This is a genomic window from Frateuria sp. GZRe14, assembly GCF_051900395.1.
In the GTDB taxonomy this organism is placed as follows: domain Bacteria; phylum Pseudomonadota; class Gammaproteobacteria; order Xanthomonadales; family Rhodanobacteraceae; genus Frateuria_A; species Frateuria_A edaphi.
On record NZ_JBHZGJ010000001.1, the window covers coordinates 2,723,088 to 2,741,070 of the forward strand.

Annotated in this window: 16 protein-coding genes and 1 pseudogene; 9 read left to right on the forward strand and 8 right to left on the reverse strand. The window is 65.8% G+C overall.

Annotated elements, in window-relative coordinates; all coding sequences use genetic code 11:
- Nucleotides 1-31: 31 nt before the first annotated feature.
- Nucleotides 32-565 carry a winged helix-turn-helix domain-containing protein gene (locus ACFWZ1_RS12405; protein ID WP_439666627.1) on the reverse strand — a complete coding sequence of 178 codons (534 nt, stop codon included), beginning with the start codon at nucleotides 563-565 and terminating at the stop codon, nucleotides 32-34.
- Nucleotides 566-804: 239 nt separating this feature from the next.
- On the opposite strand from ACFWZ1_RS12405, the gene ACFWZ1_RS12410 reads away from it, so the two are divergent.
- The gene (locus tag ACFWZ1_RS12410; RefSeq protein WP_439666628.1) at nucleotides 805-1,365 is read left to right on the forward strand and encodes a hypothetical protein; all 561 of its coding nucleotides are present in this window, start codon (nucleotides 805-807) and stop codon (nucleotides 1,363-1,365) included.
- A gap of 73 nt (nucleotides 1,366-1,438) precedes the next feature.
- Here the strand turns inward: ACFWZ1_RS12410 and ACFWZ1_RS12415 are convergent, their stop codons facing one another.
- Nucleotides 1,439-3,520 (reverse strand): alkaline phosphatase D family protein, encoded by a 2,082-nt coding sequence (locus tag ACFWZ1_RS12415; protein ID WP_439666629.1) that lies wholly within the window; start codon nucleotides 3,518-3,520, stop codon nucleotides 1,439-1,441.
- Nucleotides 3,521-3,764: 244 nt separating this feature from the next.
- Between ACFWZ1_RS12415 and ACFWZ1_RS12420 the strand changes: the two genes are divergently transcribed.
- Nucleotides 3,765-4,511, forward strand: a complete 747-nt coding sequence (locus tag ACFWZ1_RS12420; RefSeq protein WP_439666630.1) for a lysostaphin resistance A-like protein — start codon at nucleotides 3,765-3,767, stop codon at nucleotides 4,509-4,511.
- A gap of 108 nt (nucleotides 4,512-4,619) precedes the next feature.
- Here ACFWZ1_RS12420 and ACFWZ1_RS12425 read toward each other — a convergent pair whose 3' ends face one another.
- Nucleotides 4,620-5,222 carry a 2'-5' RNA ligase family protein gene (locus tag ACFWZ1_RS12425; RefSeq protein WP_439666631.1) on the reverse strand — a complete coding sequence of 201 codons (603 nt, stop codon included), beginning with the start codon at nucleotides 5,220-5,222 and terminating at the stop codon, nucleotides 4,620-4,622.
- A 72-nt stretch (nucleotides 5,223-5,294) separates the two neighbouring features.
- Entirely contained in the window at nucleotides 5,295-6,128 is an 834-nt protein-coding gene (locus tag ACFWZ1_RS12430; protein ID WP_439666632.1) for an alpha/beta fold hydrolase, read from the reverse strand.
- 279 nt (nucleotides 6,129-6,407) lie between these two features.
- Here ACFWZ1_RS12430 and ACFWZ1_RS12435 point away from each other — a divergent pair, with 279 nt between their 5' ends.
- Nucleotides 6,408-7,745 carry a TolB family protein gene (locus ACFWZ1_RS12435; RefSeq protein WP_439666633.1) on the forward strand — a complete coding sequence of 446 codons (1,338 nt, stop codon included), beginning with the start codon at nucleotides 6,408-6,410 and terminating at the stop codon, nucleotides 7,743-7,745.
- Nucleotides 7,746-7,833: 88 nt separating this feature from the next.
- Here the strand turns inward: ACFWZ1_RS12435 and ACFWZ1_RS12440 are convergent, their stop codons facing one another.
- A complete protein-coding gene (locus tag ACFWZ1_RS12440) occupies nucleotides 7,834-8,910 on the reverse strand; it encodes a GGDEF domain-containing protein (RefSeq protein ID WP_439666634.1) in 1,077 nt (358 codons plus the stop codon).
- Nucleotides 8,911-9,354: 444 nt separating this feature from the next.
- Between ACFWZ1_RS12440 and ACFWZ1_RS12445 the strand changes: the two genes are divergently transcribed.
- Both ACFWZ1_RS12445 and ACFWZ1_RS12450 read left to right on the forward strand, forming a co-directional pair.
- Complete coding sequence (locus ACFWZ1_RS12445; RefSeq protein ID WP_439666635.1) at nucleotides 9,355-10,176, forward strand: class I SAM-dependent methyltransferase; 822 nt, start codon at nucleotides 9,355-9,357, stop codon at nucleotides 10,174-10,176.
- 211 nt (nucleotides 10,177-10,387) lie between these two features.
- Complete coding sequence (locus ACFWZ1_RS12450) at nucleotides 10,388-10,735, forward strand: zinc ribbon domain-containing protein YjdM (protein WP_231320991.1); 348 nt, start codon at nucleotides 10,388-10,390, stop codon at nucleotides 10,733-10,735.
- 107 nt (nucleotides 10,736-10,842) lie between these two features.
- Here ACFWZ1_RS12450 and ACFWZ1_RS12455 read toward each other — a convergent pair.
- A pseudogene (locus ACFWZ1_RS12455) lies at nucleotides 10,843-11,225 on the reverse strand (transposase); the annotation flags it as partial.
- 184 nt (nucleotides 11,226-11,409) lie between these two features.
- Between ACFWZ1_RS12455 and ACFWZ1_RS12460 the strand changes: the two are divergent.
- Both ACFWZ1_RS12460 and ACFWZ1_RS12465 read left to right on the forward strand, forming a co-directional pair.
- The gene (locus ACFWZ1_RS12460; protein ID WP_439666636.1) at nucleotides 11,410-12,216 is read left to right on the forward strand and encodes a DUF3883 domain-containing protein; all 807 of its coding nucleotides are present in this window, start codon (nucleotides 11,410-11,412) and stop codon (nucleotides 12,214-12,216) included.
- 42 nt (nucleotides 12,217-12,258) lie between these two features.
- The gene (locus ACFWZ1_RS12465) at nucleotides 12,259-12,960 is read left to right on the forward strand and encodes a hypothetical protein (protein WP_439666637.1); all 702 of its coding nucleotides are present in this window, start codon (nucleotides 12,259-12,261) and stop codon (nucleotides 12,958-12,960) included.
- Between the two features lie 202 nt (nucleotides 12,961-13,162).
- Here the strand turns inward: ACFWZ1_RS12465 and ACFWZ1_RS12470 are convergent, their stop codons facing one another.
- Together ACFWZ1_RS12470 and ACFWZ1_RS12475 are read right to left on the reverse strand one after the other, a co-directional pair.
- Entirely contained in the window at nucleotides 13,163-13,804 is a 642-nt protein-coding gene (locus ACFWZ1_RS12470; protein WP_439666638.1) for an HD domain-containing protein, read from the reverse strand.
- A gap of 208 nt (nucleotides 13,805-14,012) precedes the next feature.
- Entirely contained in the window at nucleotides 14,013-15,374 is a 1,362-nt protein-coding gene (locus ACFWZ1_RS12475) for a GlxA family transcriptional regulator (protein ID WP_439666639.1), read from the reverse strand.
- Between ACFWZ1_RS12475 and ACFWZ1_RS12480 the strand changes: the two genes are divergently transcribed.
- Together ACFWZ1_RS12480 and ACFWZ1_RS12485 are read left to right on the forward strand one after the other, a co-directional pair.
- Nucleotides 15,267-16,640 carry a transposase gene (locus ACFWZ1_RS12480; protein WP_439666640.1) on the forward strand — a complete coding sequence of 458 codons (1,374 nt, stop codon included), beginning with the start codon at nucleotides 15,267-15,269 and terminating at the stop codon, nucleotides 16,638-16,640. The genes ACFWZ1_RS12475 and ACFWZ1_RS12480 overlap by 108 nt on opposite strands.
- Nucleotides 16,637-17,956, forward strand: coding sequence for a PQQ-dependent sugar dehydrogenase (locus tag ACFWZ1_RS12485; RefSeq protein WP_439666641.1), 1,320 nt, complete (start codon nucleotides 16,637-16,639; stop codon nucleotides 17,954-17,956). The genes ACFWZ1_RS12480 and ACFWZ1_RS12485 overlap by 4 nt, the downstream gene beginning before the upstream one ends.
- Nucleotides 17,957-17,983 lie beyond the last annotated feature (27 nt).

Here is a 17,983-nt window from a genome sequence, read left to right on the forward strand (position 1 = left end):
CGGGTACCGCGCCCCCTCGCCCGGCTTCAGCTCACGTCTTGCCCACGATCGCCACGGCCGCCAGCAGTACGAGCAGGAGCAGCGCAACCACGCCCATTGCGAGGCGCTGCCTGGTTGTTGGCGACACATCCGCCGCGGTTTCGTCGCGGGCCACGGTTGCCGCATCCGACCGGGCCGCTGGCGTCAGGGAATCGAGCGGCTCGACCGGCGCGATCAGGCGATAGCCCTTGGTCGGCACCGTGGCGATGTAGGTCGGCGCGCGGGAATCGTCGCCGAGCGCACGCCGCAGCTGGGCGATGCAGCGGTACACCGGGTTGTCGCCCATCGGCCGGCCGTGCCATACCGCCTCGATCAGCTCGCCCGCGCTGATCACCTGACCCGGGTGGTGCGCCAGGTACATCAGCACGGCCATCGCCTTGGGTTCGAGCGCGACTTCCCGGTCGGGCATCACGATCCGGTCGAGATCGGCCTCCACGCGGCAGGTACCGATCCGTACGCGCCGCCCGTCGGCCCGGCCTGCCGGGTTGGCGGACGCAAGCAATGCGGTGGTGTCCACCTTGCCCATTGCCCCAACTCCCGATCGCCGCCGCACCTTAGACCTTTCGTTCCGGCATCGCCAGCAACCTCCTCCAGAAAAACTCCAGAAAACCCGAAGGACCTGTGCGCGGCCGACGACCAGACTGCGCGATCCGGTCTGCGGACGCCTGTCCGATCCAGGGCCGGCTCTGTCGCCGGCTCGGTCGCCCGCGGCGGCATCGGGGCAACGCCCCGCCCACTTGTCTTCTCCAAAGGGAGAGCACGCACATGACTAGCGCACTGAAAACACGGCTCGCCGCGCCGGCTGGCTCGCGGCAGGTAACCAACGCGGCAACGGGCAGCGGCCACGACGGCGAAGCAGCCTCGCGGCAAGCACGCGTGCGCAGGCGGCTGCGCGGTTCGGCGTTGCTGGCGCTGGCACTGTGCCTGCCCAGCCTGGCGCTCGCCAACACCTGCAGCAACGCCACGCTGAAAGGCCGCTACACGTTCGCGACCAGCGGATTCACGCGGCTGCCGTTCGCGCCGCCCGGCACGCCGTGGACGCCCAAGGCAATCGTCGAAACACTGCGCTTCGATGGCGGCACTGGCGTGACCGCCCTGTCGTTCACGGCCGCCAACCCGATCGGCGACCTGGGCAACATCGTCCCGGGCACGAACGTCCCCGGCACTTATTCGGTGCAACCGGACTGCAACGGCACCGTACTGTTCCAGGACCAGAACGCCACCGCCTTCGCCATCCACGTCGGCCCGTGGGGCAACACGATCTACATGATCCAGATCAACCCACTCAACAACGTTTTCGAAGGCGTGGCCAAACGCAGTTGGTGAGGATCGACCTGGAGACGGACGTCTTGCCGAGCCCGCCCGGCGGTGGGCGCCGCCGGGCGGGCTCGAGGGCGCTTCACACCGCCGGGCCCGGATCACCCTCCACCACCGTCTGCTGCATCCGCGGCCGCTCGCCGGCTTGCCACAGTGGCACTTCGTGGCGGACGCGGTAGCGCAGCGGTCCGCCGTCGGAACGCGGACTGCGCTCGATCGGGCGCGGGATGCACACGAACTCGGTGACCATCGTGCCAGCGTCGACGCGGACGGTTGCGTAGCCGTGGCCGCCCATGTCGACGAAGGTCAGGTGCGGGGCGAGGTCGGGGTTGCTGACGGCGTGCGCCTTCTTCAGATCCCCGCTCTTGGCGAACTCCAGCGCCGAGCGAACGCCATGGTGCATCAGAAGGTTGACGGTGGGCTGCGTCGGTCCGTCGCCCGGATTGGCGACGTACAACGGGCGCAACGGATCGTCCTTCTTCAGGTTGTGCTCGGAAGCTTCGAGCATGCCCGGGGAAATGAGCGATCCGCCCACGAAGGTGACGCCCACGGGCTCGAACGCAGCGGGTGGCAAGGCCTTGGCCGCGTAGCCGGCCCAGAAGCTGTGGCGGTCGCCCGAGACGATCGCGAACCCGGTGATGCCCTCATCGCGCACGGTGTCGAAGATCTCGGCGCGCTCGTGGTACGCGCCGCCCCAGTCGCTGGTGGCCATGACGGCGAAGCCCTCCCCTGACCATGGGCCCAATGCCGGCGGGAGATGCTGCGGATCCACGCGCCAGTCGGGCGTGCCCAGCGAATTGCCCCAGATCTTCCAGGTAGCCTGCGCGCCGCGCAAGCGCTCGAGGAACCAGGCCTTCTGCTTCGCCCCCAGCAGGGTCTGCGCGGACTCATGGGCGCGGTAGTTGGCCACGCTCTTGCCGCGGAAAGAGAGCTTCGCCGGCGGATGGCCGTCGGCGTAGTCGCGGCCCGCGTCGAGCTGCATTGCCAGCTCTTCCGGCACCCAGCCTAGCGCGTCGCCTTCGAACAGCGGAGCGAGCTCCTCGTGCGAACCCGGGTCGCGCGAGCGGAAGCTGTGCTGGTCGGTGAGGATCAGGTCGATGTGCCGGCCCCAGCGCAGGGCGCGATACACGATCAGGCTGTCGATGGCGGCGAGGTTGTTGGCTTCGCGCCCCAGTCCGTCGTCATCGAACGTCGTGACCGGGGTATCGACGACGTGCGGAGCCACGAAAGTGTCCATGCGGGCGCCCGGCGGCGCGACCCGTGCCGGCTGGTATTCGAACCAGGCCTGGTTGGCCGCGACCTTGAGCGTCTGCGCGGGAACCAAGCCGTCTGTGCCGGGAAATTCCTGGATCGACTGCCAGCCCTGCCAGGAGAATTCGTGGTTGTCCCAGACCGCCACGAACGGCCAACGCGCGCGCGCATCCTGCAGATCCGGGTCCTGCAGGTAGCCGTGGTAGAGGGCGCGGTAATCCTCGAGCGAGGCGGGCACCCAGTAACGGTTATCGGCGACCGTCTTGCCGGTCGGGTAGTGGACCGGGAACGTGATGCGGCGGTCGTAGCGATGGCCGTCCTTGACCTGGTCGGGGTATTGCACGACCTCGTAGACGAAATCGCCCAGGTGCAGCACGAAGCCGATCCTGTCCTCGGGCGCGGCACGCTCGTCTTCGAAGATCATGCGTCGATAGGCGTTCAGGGCACCCTCGCAGACGTCCTGGCAACTGACGAAGGCGAAGCGCGCCGTTCGCGGATCGTCGGGGCCGGGCGCCGTCATCGTGCGGCCGATCCGGCTGCCGTTGCCCTCCTCGTCCACGAAGCGGTACCAGTATTCGCGGGCCGACGGGAGATGGCCGACCAGCACCCGGCAGGTCCAGTCGGACGCGGCCGACACCCGCGCCGCCGTGCTCGCGATCACCCTCGTGAAATCCGGATCCTCCGCCACTTCGACCCGCAGCGTGGCGCTCTTGCGCGCGTCCGCATACGGGCGCCGCGTCCACAGCAGGACGCTGTTGTCGTCCGGATCGCCCGAGGCTACTCCCTGCGGATACAGGTCGCGACGCTCGCGCCAGCCGCTCGACGACGGGCGCACGGGCGTGCAACCCAGGGCCAGCGCCGCGCCCAGCGTCGCGGAAAGCTTCAGGAACTGTCGGCGGTCCATGGTTGGCATGAGGCCCCTTTCCGCGGCGATTGTGATGATCGATGCAGGGGATGCTGGACCTGGTTGGGGCCTGGGGAGTGTGCCGGAAGTACTTGGGGACGCGCTGAGCGCGCCGGCCTGGCCGTCAGGCAGCCGGTCCGGGGGAATCTTCGGGGGTTTTTACCGGGTCAAGTGCCAAGGGGGCGCTGGCCCCCGCTTCGGGCGCGTCGCTACAGTGCAGCCATCCCGGCAGCGCTGCCTGAGAGAGAACGCAATGACGTTTCGCCCTTACGCTGACCGGCATCCGATCCCCGCCGCCATCCTGTGTGCGGCCCTGCAGTTCGGCCTGACCCTGCTCATCCTGGCGCTAGGCAAGCAGTACGCGCCGCCCGAGGCGTACCGCAAGGTCAAGCTGCTCGCCTTTGCCTCCACGGTGATCCTGCCGCTGCTGCTCACCCACGCGCTGGGGTTATGGCGGGATGTCGGTTTCAATCGCATCAAGCCGACCGGTTTCTTCGTCGCCTGCCTGCTGCCGGTCATCCTGTTCGCGTCCATGGGCGTACGCCTGCCCGCGCCCGGAGGACTCGGCGGCGACCTGCTGATCCAGTTCTTCAACGCATTCGGCGAAGAACTGTTGTTCCGCGGCGTCATCTTTCTCGTCCTGCTGCGCCTGCCGCTGTGGCAGGCCATCACCCTCAACGGGTTGCTGTTCGGCTCGATGCACCTGATCCACGGCTACATGGACGGGGACTGGAGCCATGCGCTGGTGTGGGCCTTGATGAGCTCCTGCGCCGGCATGATGTTCGCCGCGGCACGCGCAAGCACCGGCAGCCTTTGGCTGCTCATCGGACTGCACATGGTGCTCAACCTGGCCAGCATGTACTCCAACATCGAGGCAGCGGCGGGTGCGCTGGTGCTACAGCGCGTGGAGTGGGCGATCAAGGCGGTGGAGCTGGGGCTGGCGCTGTACCTGATTGCGAGCAGGACACGCCGCAGCGCATTGGCGCAGACGGTGGCGTAATCGTCAGCGGGTAGGCGTGTCTTCGATCCACGATCCAACGCCCTGCCGTTCACCGCGTGTCAGCAGCTGTCTCAAACCCGTGTCAGGAAGGGCCCCCGACGCAAGCCGTCACGCCTGATGGGCAAGCGCCCACCGTCCAAGCACGTCGTGCCGGCTCCCGCCGAAGTGGCTATGGATGAGCACGAAGTCCTGCGCGTTCCAGCAAATTGGCTCCATGGGCACCTCTTCCTTGGGAAGCGCATTCGAATAGGCCACGGTGACGTGCGGAGCGAAGCTGCGCGGGTTTACCACTTGCATGCCCTCGAGCCCCATGGCCTTGGCGAGCGCTCTCCTCATCTCGAGCAAAGCCTCTCCCTCGGCTCTCAGCACCCAGGACGAGCGCCCCAAGGCGCCACCGAATCGGGCCGCTGTCGTCAGTCGTACATCGACGGCGGAGAACGCCAACCGATCCGCCGCCTTCGCCAGCGCAACCGGCAGTGGCTCGCGAATGCGTGACCGCGGAGAGGGCGCGCACAGCGTTAAGTGCAACAGATCTCGCTGGATCACGGCGCGCAGGCCGAACCGGAGGGCGAAGGCTTTTTGGGCAGCCACAATTTTCGCCTTGACCACATCGTCGGGGACGAGCGCGAAGTAGAGCGCCTGCGCTCCGTCACCGGGCTTCCAACCGGTGCCGAAGAGGTCCGCGTGCAAGGGGCGAAAACTCGGGTCCATCGGCTACATGTTGCCGGTTAAGGGGAGGAGTCCCAAAGATTTCGCGCGTATGTCGAAGCACACGGTGGCTCCCTAGTTCGCGTCGGCGGCGAGAGCGGCCACCTCGCGAATCGCCTGCACCACGGCCTTTGGATCTTCGCGATGGATGTTGTGTCCTGTCGCGAAATAACGATGCGTGCCGCGCGAGAACGCGGCGAACAGCGCGGCGTGTTGCGCCTTCCACAGCGTCTTGCCCTGCGCGGTCTCTTCGAACACGAACGGGTCGGCGGCGACGTTGGTCGAGGTGAGCAGCGCGACCGGCACGTCGGGCATCGCGGTCGGTGTGGCGGCGGTGGGCGCATCGAGCTGCGTTATCAGCGCGCGGTAGTCGGCCGCCAACGCGGGCGGCAGCATCTTCAGCAGCGATGCGTCATCCGCCTGCACGCGGGCCCGGTCGGCCCGCATGAAGGCGTGGCGCTGGCCCATCGTCGCCGGGTCGACGAGCACGAGGCCCTGCAGGTGATCGGGATGGCGACGCGCGTACTCGGTTGCGAGCAGGCCGCCGTAGGAATGGCCAACCAGCACCACCTTGCGCTTCGGCGCGAGGGTGTCGATAACGGCCTCGAGGTCGGCGACGTGCTCGTCGATGGTTTTGGGCTTGCCGTCGGTGCCGGACGTGCCGACGCCGGCGCGCGCATAGGCGATGCAACGGCAGTCCGCGCCAAGCCCGGCGATGACGTCCTTCCACACGCCGGCGCCCTGGCCGAAACCCGATTCGAAGACGACCGTCGTCGAGCCCTCGCCCTGCACTTCTGCCTGCAAGGTGTAGGCACCGCGCGCGACCGGCATCTCGCCCGCCTGCGCCGCCGCCATCCCCAGCAGCGCCACCGCCAGGGCCCACGTCTTCGTCACAACAGCCATTCGCATGCGATTTCCCCGACCCATCGTCCGAACGCGGTGCGTTCGCTGGACGCAGTGTCACCGCCGCACCGATCTGGCAGCAGTGCGGTTCGACAGGCTTGCAATGTGCGATCGATACCGTGCGGAAGAGGTCAGCTTGCGACCGACCCCAACAATAGCTGTCACGGCAGCTATACACGTATTAATGCACGCTGACTGCCAGGGGAGACATCCAGGCACCAAGCCAGTGCCGCAGCGCAACGCTGCGGCAGCGAAGGGGCTTTGCCCCAAATGGAGGAAACGCTTATGCGTGTTTTCTCGCTCGCCACCCTTGCAGCAGCCCTTCTTTGTGGGTCATCGGCCGCCGTTGCCGGGCCGGGCACTCTTTCACAGGAAGGAACCCAACCTTCGACCTACGCGGGGGACAGCTCACCGGGCACCATTCTTTTGGTCCGTCCGCTCACCGACCCCGCGAGTCCGAACCGTGTGACCGGCAGCGCGATCTTCAGCGTCCGCGACAACGGTTTCGGTCTGCGCCAGCTCACACCATTCGCCGACGACGTGTACAACCTCCCCGACGCGTGGTTTCAGCCTTTCGACTCGTTGGAGAGCTGGGTCGGCAATGCGTTCTCCCCTAGCGGGCGCTATAGCCAGTTCCTCAAAGCCCATACTCGCGAAGCCACGGTCAACCACCCGTTCGCGTCCGGCAAATACTTCATCATGAACGCGTGGGGCCAACGCACGCCGCCCCTTTTCCCCGGTGGAAATGATCTGCAACTGCCGAAGGACGGCCCCAGCTACGGCTGGCTCACCTGGGGCCCGGCGGGCACTGACCTGATCGCGTATTCCAACTCGGTCAATGGCACACCGCGGCGCAACGCCTGCGTCCGCCTGATGCACCCTGACGGCCATGGCAAGCGCACGCTGTGGTGTGCGCCGAGCAGTTACCCGAACAAGCAAGCCATCGAGGGACTTCGTTGGTCGGGCAACGGCAGGTTCCTGCTGGCCTATGTGGAAGTGACGGCTCCGGATAATCCCAACCAGACGATCGACACCAGACTCTTTCGAATCAATCTCAATGTGGGGTCGGCGCAACTCGTCCATAACGACGTGACGTCGCCCCTGCATGGCGCGGCCGCAGATCTGTCGTATGACGGAGACAAGGTCGTGTTCCAGACCAACTCTCCGGGTGCCTGCGCACCGCAGGAACAGGACCAGATGGTCCTGTGCGTCAGGACCTTGAGTACCGGCCAGCTGGTACCGCTGGTCGACCTCGACCGCACGCTGGTGCTCAGTGGCGGGCAACTGCTGCTAACGCCAGATGGTTCCCACGCCGTCGTGAACGGCGGCAGCCGGATATCCAACGCGATTGAGCTTTATGTCATCAAGACCGATGGAACCCAGTTGCGCAGGCTGACCGTGCCCTGCAGGCCGTTGGACCCCAACAGCGGGAACATCGGTGTTTACTGGCATCCCGTACGCCTTTCACCCGACGGTAAGCGGGTGCTGGCCAACTGCTACTCCGAGCAGGGGTCGCCCCGTATCCGTTATCCGACGCAGATCTACGTCGTGGATATCAAGACTGCCAGCGCCCGTTACGTGATCGATGGCTATGCCTACGACTGGCACGTGCCAGCCATCTGAGGCGGCGGTCGATGCCGCAGGCGCGCAAGGAAGCGCGCCTGCAGCAACCCTCGCGGAGAAGCGGTCAATTCGCTGCGTCTCCTTTGCTTTATTCGCCGGACGCCGACTCCACCCGATTGCCGCCGTGCTCCTTGGCGCGATAGAGCGCGCGGTCCGCGCGTTGCAGCACGGTATCGAGCGAGTCATCAGGCTGGATCATGGTGATCCCGAACGACGCAGTGACCGCCTGCACCGGCGCCACCGGCAAGCCGGCAATGGCCGAACGCAGGCGCTCGGCGACCTGCGACAGGCCGGACGCATCGATGTCCGGCACGAGCGCCAGGAACTCTTCCCCGCCCCAGCGTGAGATGCATTCGTCTCCGCGCAACAGGTCCTTGCAACCGCTCGCCACCGCCTGCAGCACACGGTCGCCCACCGGATGGCCGTAGGTGTCGTTGATCGCCTTGAACCGGTCCAGGTCCAGCATGATCACGCCGGCGGGCGTGTCCCTGTCCAACGCTTCCCGCAGCATCCGCTCGCCGAGCAACCGGCTCTGGGCGCCCGTCAGGGGATCCCGATGAAGCAGCACTTCCATCCGCTGCCGCTCCGTCGAGAGACGCCGGATCTTGCCGGCCAGTCCACGCTGCACCGGCAGCAACACCACCGCCATGATGCTGACCGGCCCGTACGCCATCAGCAGATCCGTGCCCCGCGCGGACCACATTTCCTCGCGATGGAACAGCAGGTAGACCAGCACCGGCAGCGCGATCGTCGTCCAGCCCAGCGCGGCCAGAAGGAACGCCAGCCGGCCGGGGACGAAGATCATCAGCATGACCAGGAACACCACGAACAGCGACGACACCGGCGGCAGGGTGTCGACCAGCAGCGTCCCGGGCGTCAGGGTGGCCTGCAGCGTGTAGAGCCAGGCCGGCGCCGCCAGCGCCAGGCCTGCCGCCACCAGAGCGATCCGGGCGATGCCGACCATCCATTGGGGACGCCGTGTCAGGGCGATGATCAGGCCGGCGTACAGCGCGCTGATCGTGGGCGGCACGATCAGGTCCATCGGCCGATGGACCGGGGCCATCCAATGGATCACGGTGGCGCAGGTGCCACCCAGCAGCGCCAACGACAGCATGAACAGCACGGCCATCCGTGCGTAGCGATCGTCGATGTCAGGCGCTTGCATCCGGAAGGTCCGAGAAGTCTGCTGATGAGTGTAGTGGAGGCCGCCTTGGCAGACGGGCGTGTCACCCCCGGGCTATCGGCACGGCGCGCGTTCACTCAAGCGAACCATGGAGCGGGACGCGGCCAAGGACGCTACGCCCGCCAGGCGCGGGCCTTCACATCGACAGGTTCGGGAGGCTCATCAGCGCGTAGTGACGCTCTCTCACGGGCAAAACCCGCGCTTGCGATCCGCGCCACCACCCACCTCCTGGCGATGCCAGTTCCTGTTGTAGCCGCTCACCCGGGAGCCCACCAATGCCGCCTTTCCCCGTGCGTCCGTGTCCATCGCCGTCTCGTGGATGTGATTTCGAGGATGTGTGGGACCCCGGGGGCATCGAAGCGAGGACATCGCGAAATGGCGTCGGGGAGTAGGCTTGGATGACTCCCACCCTCGGAGGTCCACGCCATGATCCGCCGCACCTTCCGGTTGTTTCCGTGGTTGGCCAGCACGCTGCTGGTCGTCCTGTGCGCCCCTGCCGTTGCCGCGGAACCCGCCACGCCCGCGGCCATCTCCCTGCCGCAGGCGGCCGCGGGTAGCTGGCGTTCGGACGCCAACAAGGCGCGCGACACCTACCGCCATCCCGTGCAAACGCTGGAGTTTTTCGGCCTCAAGCCAAACATGACGGTGGTGGAGCTGGCGCCGGGCGACGGCTGGTATAGCGAGATCCTCGCGCCCTATCTGGCCGCCCACGGCCATCTGATCGAGGCGACCGCTCCGGGCGCCACTGCGTTTGTCGCCAAGCTCAAAGCGGCGCCAGCGGTGTACGGAAACGTCGGCCCCGTCATCGACTTCGCGCCACCGGACCAGGTGCGGCTGGGCCCTGACGGGACTGCCGACATGGTGTTGACCTTCCGCAACACGCACGACTGGCTCAACCAGGGGCCGGATGCGCTTGCCGCGGTGTTCAAGGCCGCGTTCGCCGTGCTCAAGCCCGGCGGCGTGTTCGGGGTGGTCGAGCACCGCGCCAGGCCTTTTGCCAACGCACAGCAAAGCTCCCGCACGCTACATCGCATTCCCGAGGACTACCTCATCGCGCTGGCGTTGAAGACCGGCTTCCGCCTCGACGGCGTCTCCGAGATCAACGCCAACCCGGCCGACCCGGAAGACGTCAACGTCCATCGCCTCCCACCCAATCTCGCCGGTCCCGATAGCGAGCACAAGAAAATGCAGGCGATTGGCGAATCGGACCGGATGACGCTGCGCTTCGTCAGAGCGAGCGGTAAGTGAACCTGACCCCGTGAACTAGCCCTGGTCGATACCGCACGCTACGTAGTGGCGTGCTATCGCCGCATCGAACCCAATTCCCCCGGACGAGCGGCTGTCCCCCGAAAAGCCTCCGCGCCCGAGGGAAAACGACCCTGACTCCTTTTGTTGCCGCAGGCAGCCACTGCAGCCGCACGCTCTAGAATGCGTCCCTCTTCCCGGCAACGGCTTTGCGATGACCACCTTCCCTCCCTGCCCCCAGTGCGGTCTTGACGATACCTATCCGGACGGCGCCCAGCTGGTCTGTCCGCACTGCGCCCACGAGTGGGCGGCAGGCGAAGCGGCCGACGCCGGCGCGGGCGAACCTCTCCTCGTACGCGACTGCAACGGCAACGCGCTGGCCCAGGGCGACAGCGTCGTGGTCATCAAGGACCTGAAGGTGCGCGGCAGCTCCATTCCGTTGAAGCAGGGCAGCGTCATCCGCAACATCCGTCTGGTCGCCGACGACCCGGAGCACATCGAAGGCAACTCGGACAAAATCAAGGGACTGGTGCTCAAGACCTGCTTTCTGCGCAAGGCCTGAGGGCAAAGGTGCGGGAGAAATGCCGCGCCGCGTAGTTTCAAAAAGGGCCGTGCACTCGGCTGGCCTGTCGGCAACTAGGGAAAATGCATTCTGACCGGAGTTTTTTCTCGGGTGCGCACCGGATTGAGCTCGATGTACGTAGCAATGCAAGAGATAGCTCTCGCGGTCCACGGGACACGCCTTGTAGCGCCCCTCCCAGAGCATCGGTGCGATGGTGGCGATCGTTGATATAGCGCACGTACCTGCGCCCGAGCGCCTACATCAGTTCCGCCACCTGCCCGGAGCCGCTAGGCGTCAACAGCAGATGCACGTGGTTGGTCACGAGCACGTAGGCATGCACAGCGCAATGCCTGCGCAAGGCGAGTTCCTTCAACTCCTGCAGGTAACGCAGATAGTCGGAATCTTCGAAGCAGCAAGGCTGTCGATCGTTGCCTCGCTGCACGACGTGCTGGGTGATACCTGGTAGATCGAGCCTTGGCTGGCGTGGCATGGAAATCTCCCTGTAAACCCCAAAGGCTGCGTTATCTCCATCGCGCTCCGCTGTCAGCGAGGACATCCGTACGCTGCCGGGAAAGTGCACTCTCGCTCGGGTTTTAGCTACGCTTGGCCTTACGTGTTAGGGGGCATGCATGGCAAAAGGGGATGGCTGGTCCAGGTTGGAGGTTGAGGCCTGCGTGGCCGACTACCTCTCGATGCTGACGCTCGAGCTCAATGGCCAGCGCTACAACAAGACCGAACACGCCAACGCGCTGTTGCGAAGGCTCGACGGTCGCAGTCGGCAATCCCTCGAGTTCAAGCACTGCAACATCAGCGCAGTGCTGCTTGCTCTTGGCTACCCCTACATCAATGGCTACAAGCCTCGGAGCAACTACCAAGGCGCGTTGCTCGATGCCGTGGAAGCGCAAGCTCAGCTGCGAGTCGACCTTCAGGAAGCGGCGCAGGCAGCCGTGTTGCGGCCCGCAGCGGTAATTGCCAGTGGGAGCGATGAGGCTGTCTGGGTGTCAACTCCCAGACCCTCACGCATACGCGAAACGCCAGCAAATTATGCGCCCCGCTTCTCACCTGCCAAGCGTGACTATCTGGCCCAGGAAGCGCGCAACCGTTCGCTAGGGCGAGCAGGCGAACTGTTCGTTCTGGAGATCGAAGCGCGCCGGCTGCACCTGGCGGGCAAGAAGGCACTCAGTGAGCGGATCGAGCACGTCGCGGCCACTCAAGGGGACGGCTTAGGGTTCGACGTGCTGTCGTACGAAGAAGACGGGCGCGAGCGGCTGATCGAGGTCAAGACCACCGCCTTTGGCGAAATGACGCCGTTCTATGTCAGTCGCAATGAGCTTGCCCGTTCCAAGGCGGACGCCAGCCGCTACCAGCTTTATCGGGTGTTCGGCTTCCGCGATCGGCCGCGACTATTTTCCGTGCCAGGCGCGATCGACGCTACGTGTGAGCTGGAAGCAACCACCTACTTGGTCCGTCTGGGCGGTTAGCCCAGCCGCGACCTCCCCAAATAGCACGGAGCACTTGTGCGTATGGAAGCAGAAGAACTCACGTTCAGCGCCTTGGAACGGCGCATCGAGCAGGCCCCCGAGCACCCTTCCTACCGCATGTCTCCAAGCCGCCGAGCCCGCTGGGGTAATGGCGTTGGGATCGCTGCGGCTCTGCTCGGACTTATCCTGGCTAACTCACTTCCCGCCAGCCGCGTGGTCCTTTTCGTGACTTCCGCGCTGCTCGCCGTCGAACTACTTGCCTTTGCCATAGCTTGGACTGCTGATTTTCCAAATCTGATCCCGGCCAAGGAACGTCGGCAGTACGCGGAGACGCTGGACTTCGACATGCCTCACCATCTCGAAATCCTCGCCTGGCTTGGCCGTTTCCCAAGAGAACGGATTGGGCTATTGAGTGCTTACTGTGCCCACCGGCTGGACCGCATGCGGAGCAAGCTTCCTCTCCTGACGGGCAGCTTGGAAAAGCTTGGCATCCTACCTCTTGCCGCCGGTGTCTTTTTGCAACTCAAGGACCTGCCCAGGCCTATGCAGATGCAGTGGCCTCAGATCCTTCTGATTGCATTCCTCATGCTCTGCTACTGGGCGGGCGTGCTGCAGCTAAGCCTGCGTTTTCGCCTGGAGCTGTACGACACCCTGCTCAAGCAAGCGCTGGACGGTCAAAGCAATGGCATCCAACCGCAAGATTTGAAGCCTTGGGGCCGGCGTCGAACGGAAAGTGCACTCTGACCCGGGGTTTTGCTGCAAGGCGATGCAGCTACGCGCCAACCGCCGAAGCCACGAAACATTCTGGGGCTGCACGTCCTACCCGAGCCTGCCGCGGCACCCGCCAGCTGACCGAAATCGGGCGCCAAGTTCACCGGTGGCGGCAAAGGACGTGGCGAATTGCGAAAGCCGGATCACTCCGTCCCTTTCTGGGGCACAACCTGCGTCAGGTGGGCCAGGCTGAACCCAGGATCATCGAACAGAAGTTCTGGCGGACGTAGCCCATGTCCTTCAACGCCAGCACGTCCGCCTTGACATTGCCGAACGTCGTAAGGGGCTTACTCGCGATGCCCCTGGCGAAGTGGTCGATGATGTTCTCCTTGAAGTTCGCCTCGCGCGGGTGGTGGGCACAGACGTGGTCGCGCTGCTCCCGGGAAAAGTCCTGGTACGCAATGCCCAGCACATCCATTTCGACGCCGGCCGTGACCAGCGCGATGGTCGGACGCATGTGCTCCGGGATACCCGGCGTCGTGTGCAGTGCGATAGCCGTCCAGACGTCCTCGATGTCGCGCTCGGACATGCCATGGTTCTTCATGAAGTCGCGCGCGACGTTGGCACCGTCCACCTCGAATCGCAGGTCGGGGCTCGCATGGCGCGGAGTCAGGCCCATGTCGTGGAACATGGCGCCGAGATAAAGAAGTTCGTGATCGGACCTCAGACCGCGCCGCGCGCCGGCGAGCGCGCCCCAGAAGAACACCCGGCGGCTGTGGTGGTAGAAAAGGTCGTCCTCGGTATCACGGACGAGCTGGGTGGCCGCGCGCGCGATGGCACTGTCGGGCACGCGAACTCCGGCGATGGTTTCTGACATGGATGGCCTCCTCTGGGGCACGGTGGCGGATACGGATGGCCGCCACGCGTGCATCGGAAAACCGAGCCGGGGGTCCGCGGGCGGCGTGTCCATTGTTGGCCGGTGCGCCACGGGGGCCAAGCAAAAGGGGCCGTCCGATCAGGACAAGCGCACGTCGTTTCATGCCAGCCGATGGCCGTACTGCGCGACGCGCGCCCAAGGTGGCGGCCTAGCCCGTTCCGGTCCGCCGGAAGCTCGCCCGGTACTGGGCCGGGGTGACGCCCAGGCGGGAAAGGAAAACGATGCGCATGCGATCGGGCGAGCTGAAACCGCTGTCGTAGGCCACGGTCTTCAATGGCCTGTCGCTTCCCTCGAGCAGCATCCGTGCGGCATCCACGCGCACGCGCTCGATGAACTCGTGCGGTGTCAGGCCGGCCTCCTGCACGAAGTGCCGGGCAAGGTTGCGGGGACTCATGCCCGCGATGGCGGCAAGCGACTCCAACGTGTGGCGGCCAGCCATGTTTGCCATCACGTGATCGCGGATGTGCGCGATCGGCGAAGCCGGATCCGCGGGGGCGACCAGAAAGGGACTGAACTGCGATTGCCCGCCCTGGCGCTGGGCCACGACCACCAACCGCTTGGCGACGCTCAACGCCGTTGAAGCGCCGTGCCGCTCGCCAACCAGCGCCAGCGCCAGATCGATCCCGGCGGTGATGCCGGCCGAGGTCACCAGGCGGCCGTCGCGGATGTAGATCGCATCTGGTTCGACCCGGGCGGCCGGGAACATGGCTGCGAGGGCACGCGCGTTCTGCCAATGGGTCGTGACGCGCCGCGCATCGAGCAGCCCCGCGTGACCGAGCAGGAATGCTCCCGTGCAGATCGATCCGTAGATGCCTGCCCGCTCCGGTATCGCGCGAATCCACCGCGTCATGCGCGGGTCCGGCTCGGCGTCAGGGAGGGCCGGCCCGCCCGCCACCAACGCGATGTCGAAAGTGCCCGGGGCTTCCTCGAACGCCAGGTCGGCGAGCATCCGCATGCCGTTGGATGCACGCAGTGGCTGGCGGTCGGCGGCCACCAGCAACACCACGTATCGGTCGTCTGCCGGGAGGTAGGCGTTGGCCTCGGCGAACACGTCCACCGGGCCGGCGACGTCGAGCGCCTGCACGCCCTCGTGGATGGCGATCGCGACCGTTTGCGCGGGCAAGGGGCTCACCTTTTCAAATTGCAGCCTCAGCCTACTACGGGCTCGTGATGGGCTCGTGCCGGGAAAGGTGCTGGCTGACCGCCCGGGGGCACCTGAACGAAAGAAAAGGGGTCGGGTTCGTTTTCGCCGACGTTTGGACGCGCTGATGCGACCTGCCTGCATCCGTGTGCTCCGACATACGCGCGAGATCCCCCCGGCCATCTTGCCAACTTCCGCCCGCGAGAGAATGCCCATGGCCGCCACCCCCGACTGGATTTGCCCGGCGTCCCGCAACACCTGGTGCAGCGGGGTAACGACCGCCAGGCGTGTTTCGCTGCGCCGGTCGACTATGGCCAATACCTGCAAGAACTGCGCGAAGCCGCGGCCAAACACGCGTGTGCCATTCACGCGTACGTGCTGATGACCAACCACGTTCACCTCCTTGCGACCCCAGCCGAACCCGGGTCGCTCTCCCGCATGATGCAGGCGGTGGGACGACGCTACGTTGACAGTTTCAACGCGCGCTACCGGCGCACCGGCACCCTGTGGGAAGGACGCTTCAAGGCCGCCCTGGTCGACACTTCGCGCTACGTCCTGGCGTGCTACCGCTACATCGAGCTCAACCCCGTGCGGGCGTCCATGGTGGTCGCACCGGGCGAATACCCATGGACCAGCTATCACGCCAATGCACTCGGCCAGCCCAATCTTCTGCTGACACCGCACGACGCATACCAGGCCCTGGGCGAAGGCAACCCCGCCCGCCGCGCCGCCTACCGCGCGTGGGTCACCGACACGTTCGACCAAGCGGAGTGGAACGAACTGCGCCGGCACACCCAACAACAACGCGCCTGGGGAAGCGATCGCTTCCGCCAGCAAATCGAAGCACTAACCGGCCGGGCGGCAGGCGTCCTTCCACGCGCTGTCCCCGAAAAGCCCCCACACCCGAGGAAAAATGAACCTGACCCCTTTTTTGCGTCGCGAGCGGCAACCGTCAGGCCCCGCAGTCGGCCACGAAAGCCTCCCGCCGCCGAGGAAAATGAACCTGACCCCTTTTTTTCGACGAGGCTTATTTCCCTCCGTCCCCTTTTTTGGTTTCTTTGCTGGAGGCTGGAACTCACATCCGCTTCCCACGCACTCGACGCCGGGGCGCCTAGGTTCGCGCGACAGCCTGATGCGCGCGACCCGGATGCCAGCAAGCAAGCGATGGGCCGCGACCCCAAGGAGACCCGCCCCATGAGCTACCTTGCCTCACCACCGCGCAACCCCGTGGCGAATGCCGTCTACGACGTGCTGAACCCGATTCCCTATGGATGCTTCGTCGCCACGCTCATCTTCGACATCCTCTACGCAAACACCGCCGCGATCCTGTGGGCCCACGCCGCCGCTTGGCTGGTGACCCTCGGGCTGTTGTTCGCGGTCATTCCGCGGCTCGTGAACCTGGTGCAGGTGTGGATCACCGGCCGCCGCTTCGCACTGCGTGCGGACAAGCTGGATTTCTGGCTCAACCTGGTGGCGATCGTGCTCGCCATCTTCAATGCCTTCGTCCACTCGCGGGACGCCTACGGCATCGTTCCCGCAAACGTATGGCTGTCGTCCTTCACCGTACTGCTGCTGGTCATCGCCCAGGTGGTGATGGCGCTGGCGCCCTATCGCACCGGGGAGGCCCGGCTATGAACAAGACACTGTACACGGGCGTTCTTGCGATGGCCTGCGTGGGCCTGCTGGGCGGCTGCGGCAACAAGGCGGGGTATTCGATGGCCGAGCAATCGGGCACCGGCGTGCCGCCGCTGCCCGCGCCACGAGAATTCCTGCTGCCGCCGATGAAGGTGCCCAACGGCGTGGGCTGGAAAAACGGCCAGACGCCGAAGGTGGCCCAGGGTCTGGCCATTGCCAAGATCGCCAGCGGCCTGATGCATCCCCGCCAGCTCTACACCCTGCCCAATGGCGACGTGCTGGTGGTCGAGGCGAACAGCCCCGGCACGGAGGAAGTAAGCACGCCCAAGCAACTGATCGCCGGCAAGATCAAGAACGGCTCGGGCAAGGGCGGCAAGGGCGGCAACCGGATCACGCTGCTGCGTCCGACCGGCGGCACCGGCGAGTGGGAGAAGCATGTCTTCATCGAGCACCTCAACTCGCCCTTCGGCGTGCAGTTGATCGGCAACACGCTCTACGTTGCCAATACCGACGGCATCGTGACCTTTCCCTACACCACCGGCGAAACGCACATCGGCGCAACGGCCAAGCCGTTCACCGACCTGCCCGGCACCGTAAACCACCACTGGACCAAGGCGCTGCTCGCCAGCCCCGACGGGCGCAAGCTCTATGTCGGCGTGGGTTCCAACAGCAACATCACCGAGAACGGCCTGGCCGTGGAGTACCGCCGAGCGGACATTCTCGAGGTCGACGTGGCCACCGGCGCCAGCCGCATCTACGCCTCGGGCCTGCGCAATCCGACCGGACTGCAGTGGGAACCGCAGACCGGCAAGTTGTGGGCGATCGTCAACGAGCGCGACGAGCTGGGCGCCGACCTGGTGCCCGACTACCTCACCTCCGTGCGGGACAGTGGCTTCTACGGCTGGCCTTACAGCTACTGGGGCCAGCACGTCGACCGGCGGGTTCAGCCGCAACGGCCGGACCTGGTAGCCAAGGCGATCGTGCCCGACTACGCGATCGGCTCGCATGTCGCGCCGCTCGGACTGCTGATGACCCAGGCCAACGCTCTGCCCGCCCAGTACCACAATGGCGCGTTCATCAGCGAACATGGCAGCTGGGACCGCCGGCCGTTGAGCGGCTACCGCGTGACCTTCGTCGCCTTCCCGCAGGGGCGCCCGGTTGGCAAGCCGCAACCGGTCGTGACCGGCTTCTATTCGCCGGACGAGTCCAAGCTCTATGGCGCACCGGTCGGACTGGCGCAGGACCACGACGGCGCCCTGCTGATCGCGGACGACGTCGGCAACGTTGTGTGGCGGGTGACGCCGGCGGCGCGTTGACGGGGTCTGCGAAGCCGGGTCGCGAAA

What these genes read in the sequence shown, in the direction of transcription:
- ACFWZ1_RS12430 (WP_439666632.1), bottom strand. Translation starts at nt 6,128, where the DNA reads ATGCGAATGGCTGTTGTGACGAAGACGTGGGCCCTGGCGGTGGCGCTG.
- ACFWZ1_RS12485 (WP_439666641.1), top strand. Translation starts at nt 16,637, where the DNA reads ATGAACAAGACACTGTACACGGGCGTTCTTGCGATGGCCTGCGTGGGC.
- ACFWZ1_RS12415 (WP_439666629.1), bottom strand. Translation starts at nt 3,520, where the DNA reads ATGCCAACCATGGACCGCCGACAGTTCCTGAAGCTTTCCGCGACGCTG.
- ACFWZ1_RS12435 (WP_439666633.1), top strand. Translation starts at nt 6,408, where the DNA reads ATGCGTGTTTTCTCGCTCGCCACCCTTGCAGCAGCCCTTCTTTGTGGG.
- ACFWZ1_RS12405 (WP_439666627.1), bottom strand. Translation starts at nt 565, where the DNA reads ATGGGCAAGGTGGACACCACCGCATTGCTTGCGTCCGCCAACCCGGCA.
- ACFWZ1_RS12445 (WP_439666635.1), top strand. Translation starts at nt 9,355, where the DNA reads ATGATCCGCCGCACCTTCCGGTTGTTTCCGTGGTTGGCCAGCACGCTG.
- ACFWZ1_RS12420 (WP_439666630.1), top strand. Translation starts at nt 3,765, where the DNA reads ATGACGTTTCGCCCTTACGCTGACCGGCATCCGATCCCCGCCGCCATC.
- ACFWZ1_RS12425 (WP_439666631.1), bottom strand. Translation starts at nt 5,222, where the DNA reads ATGGACCCGAGTTTTCGCCCCTTGCACGCGGACCTCTTCGGCACCGGT.
- ACFWZ1_RS12470 (WP_439666638.1), bottom strand. Translation starts at nt 13,804, where the DNA reads ATGTCAGAAACCATCGCCGGAGTTCGCGTGCCCGACAGTGCCATCGCG.
- ACFWZ1_RS12410 (WP_439666628.1), top strand. Translation starts at nt 805, where the DNA reads ATGACTAGCGCACTGAAAACACGGCTCGCCGCGCCGGCTGGCTCGCGG.
- ACFWZ1_RS12450 (WP_231320991.1), top strand. Translation starts at nt 10,388, where the DNA reads ATGACCACCTTCCCTCCCTGCCCCCAGTGCGGTCTTGACGATACCTAT.
- ACFWZ1_RS12465 (WP_439666637.1), top strand. Translation starts at nt 12,259, where the DNA reads ATGGAAGCAGAAGAACTCACGTTCAGCGCCTTGGAACGGCGCATCGAG.
- ACFWZ1_RS12440 (WP_439666634.1), bottom strand. Translation starts at nt 8,910, where the DNA reads ATGCAAGCGCCTGACATCGACGATCGCTACGCACGGATGGCCGTGCTG.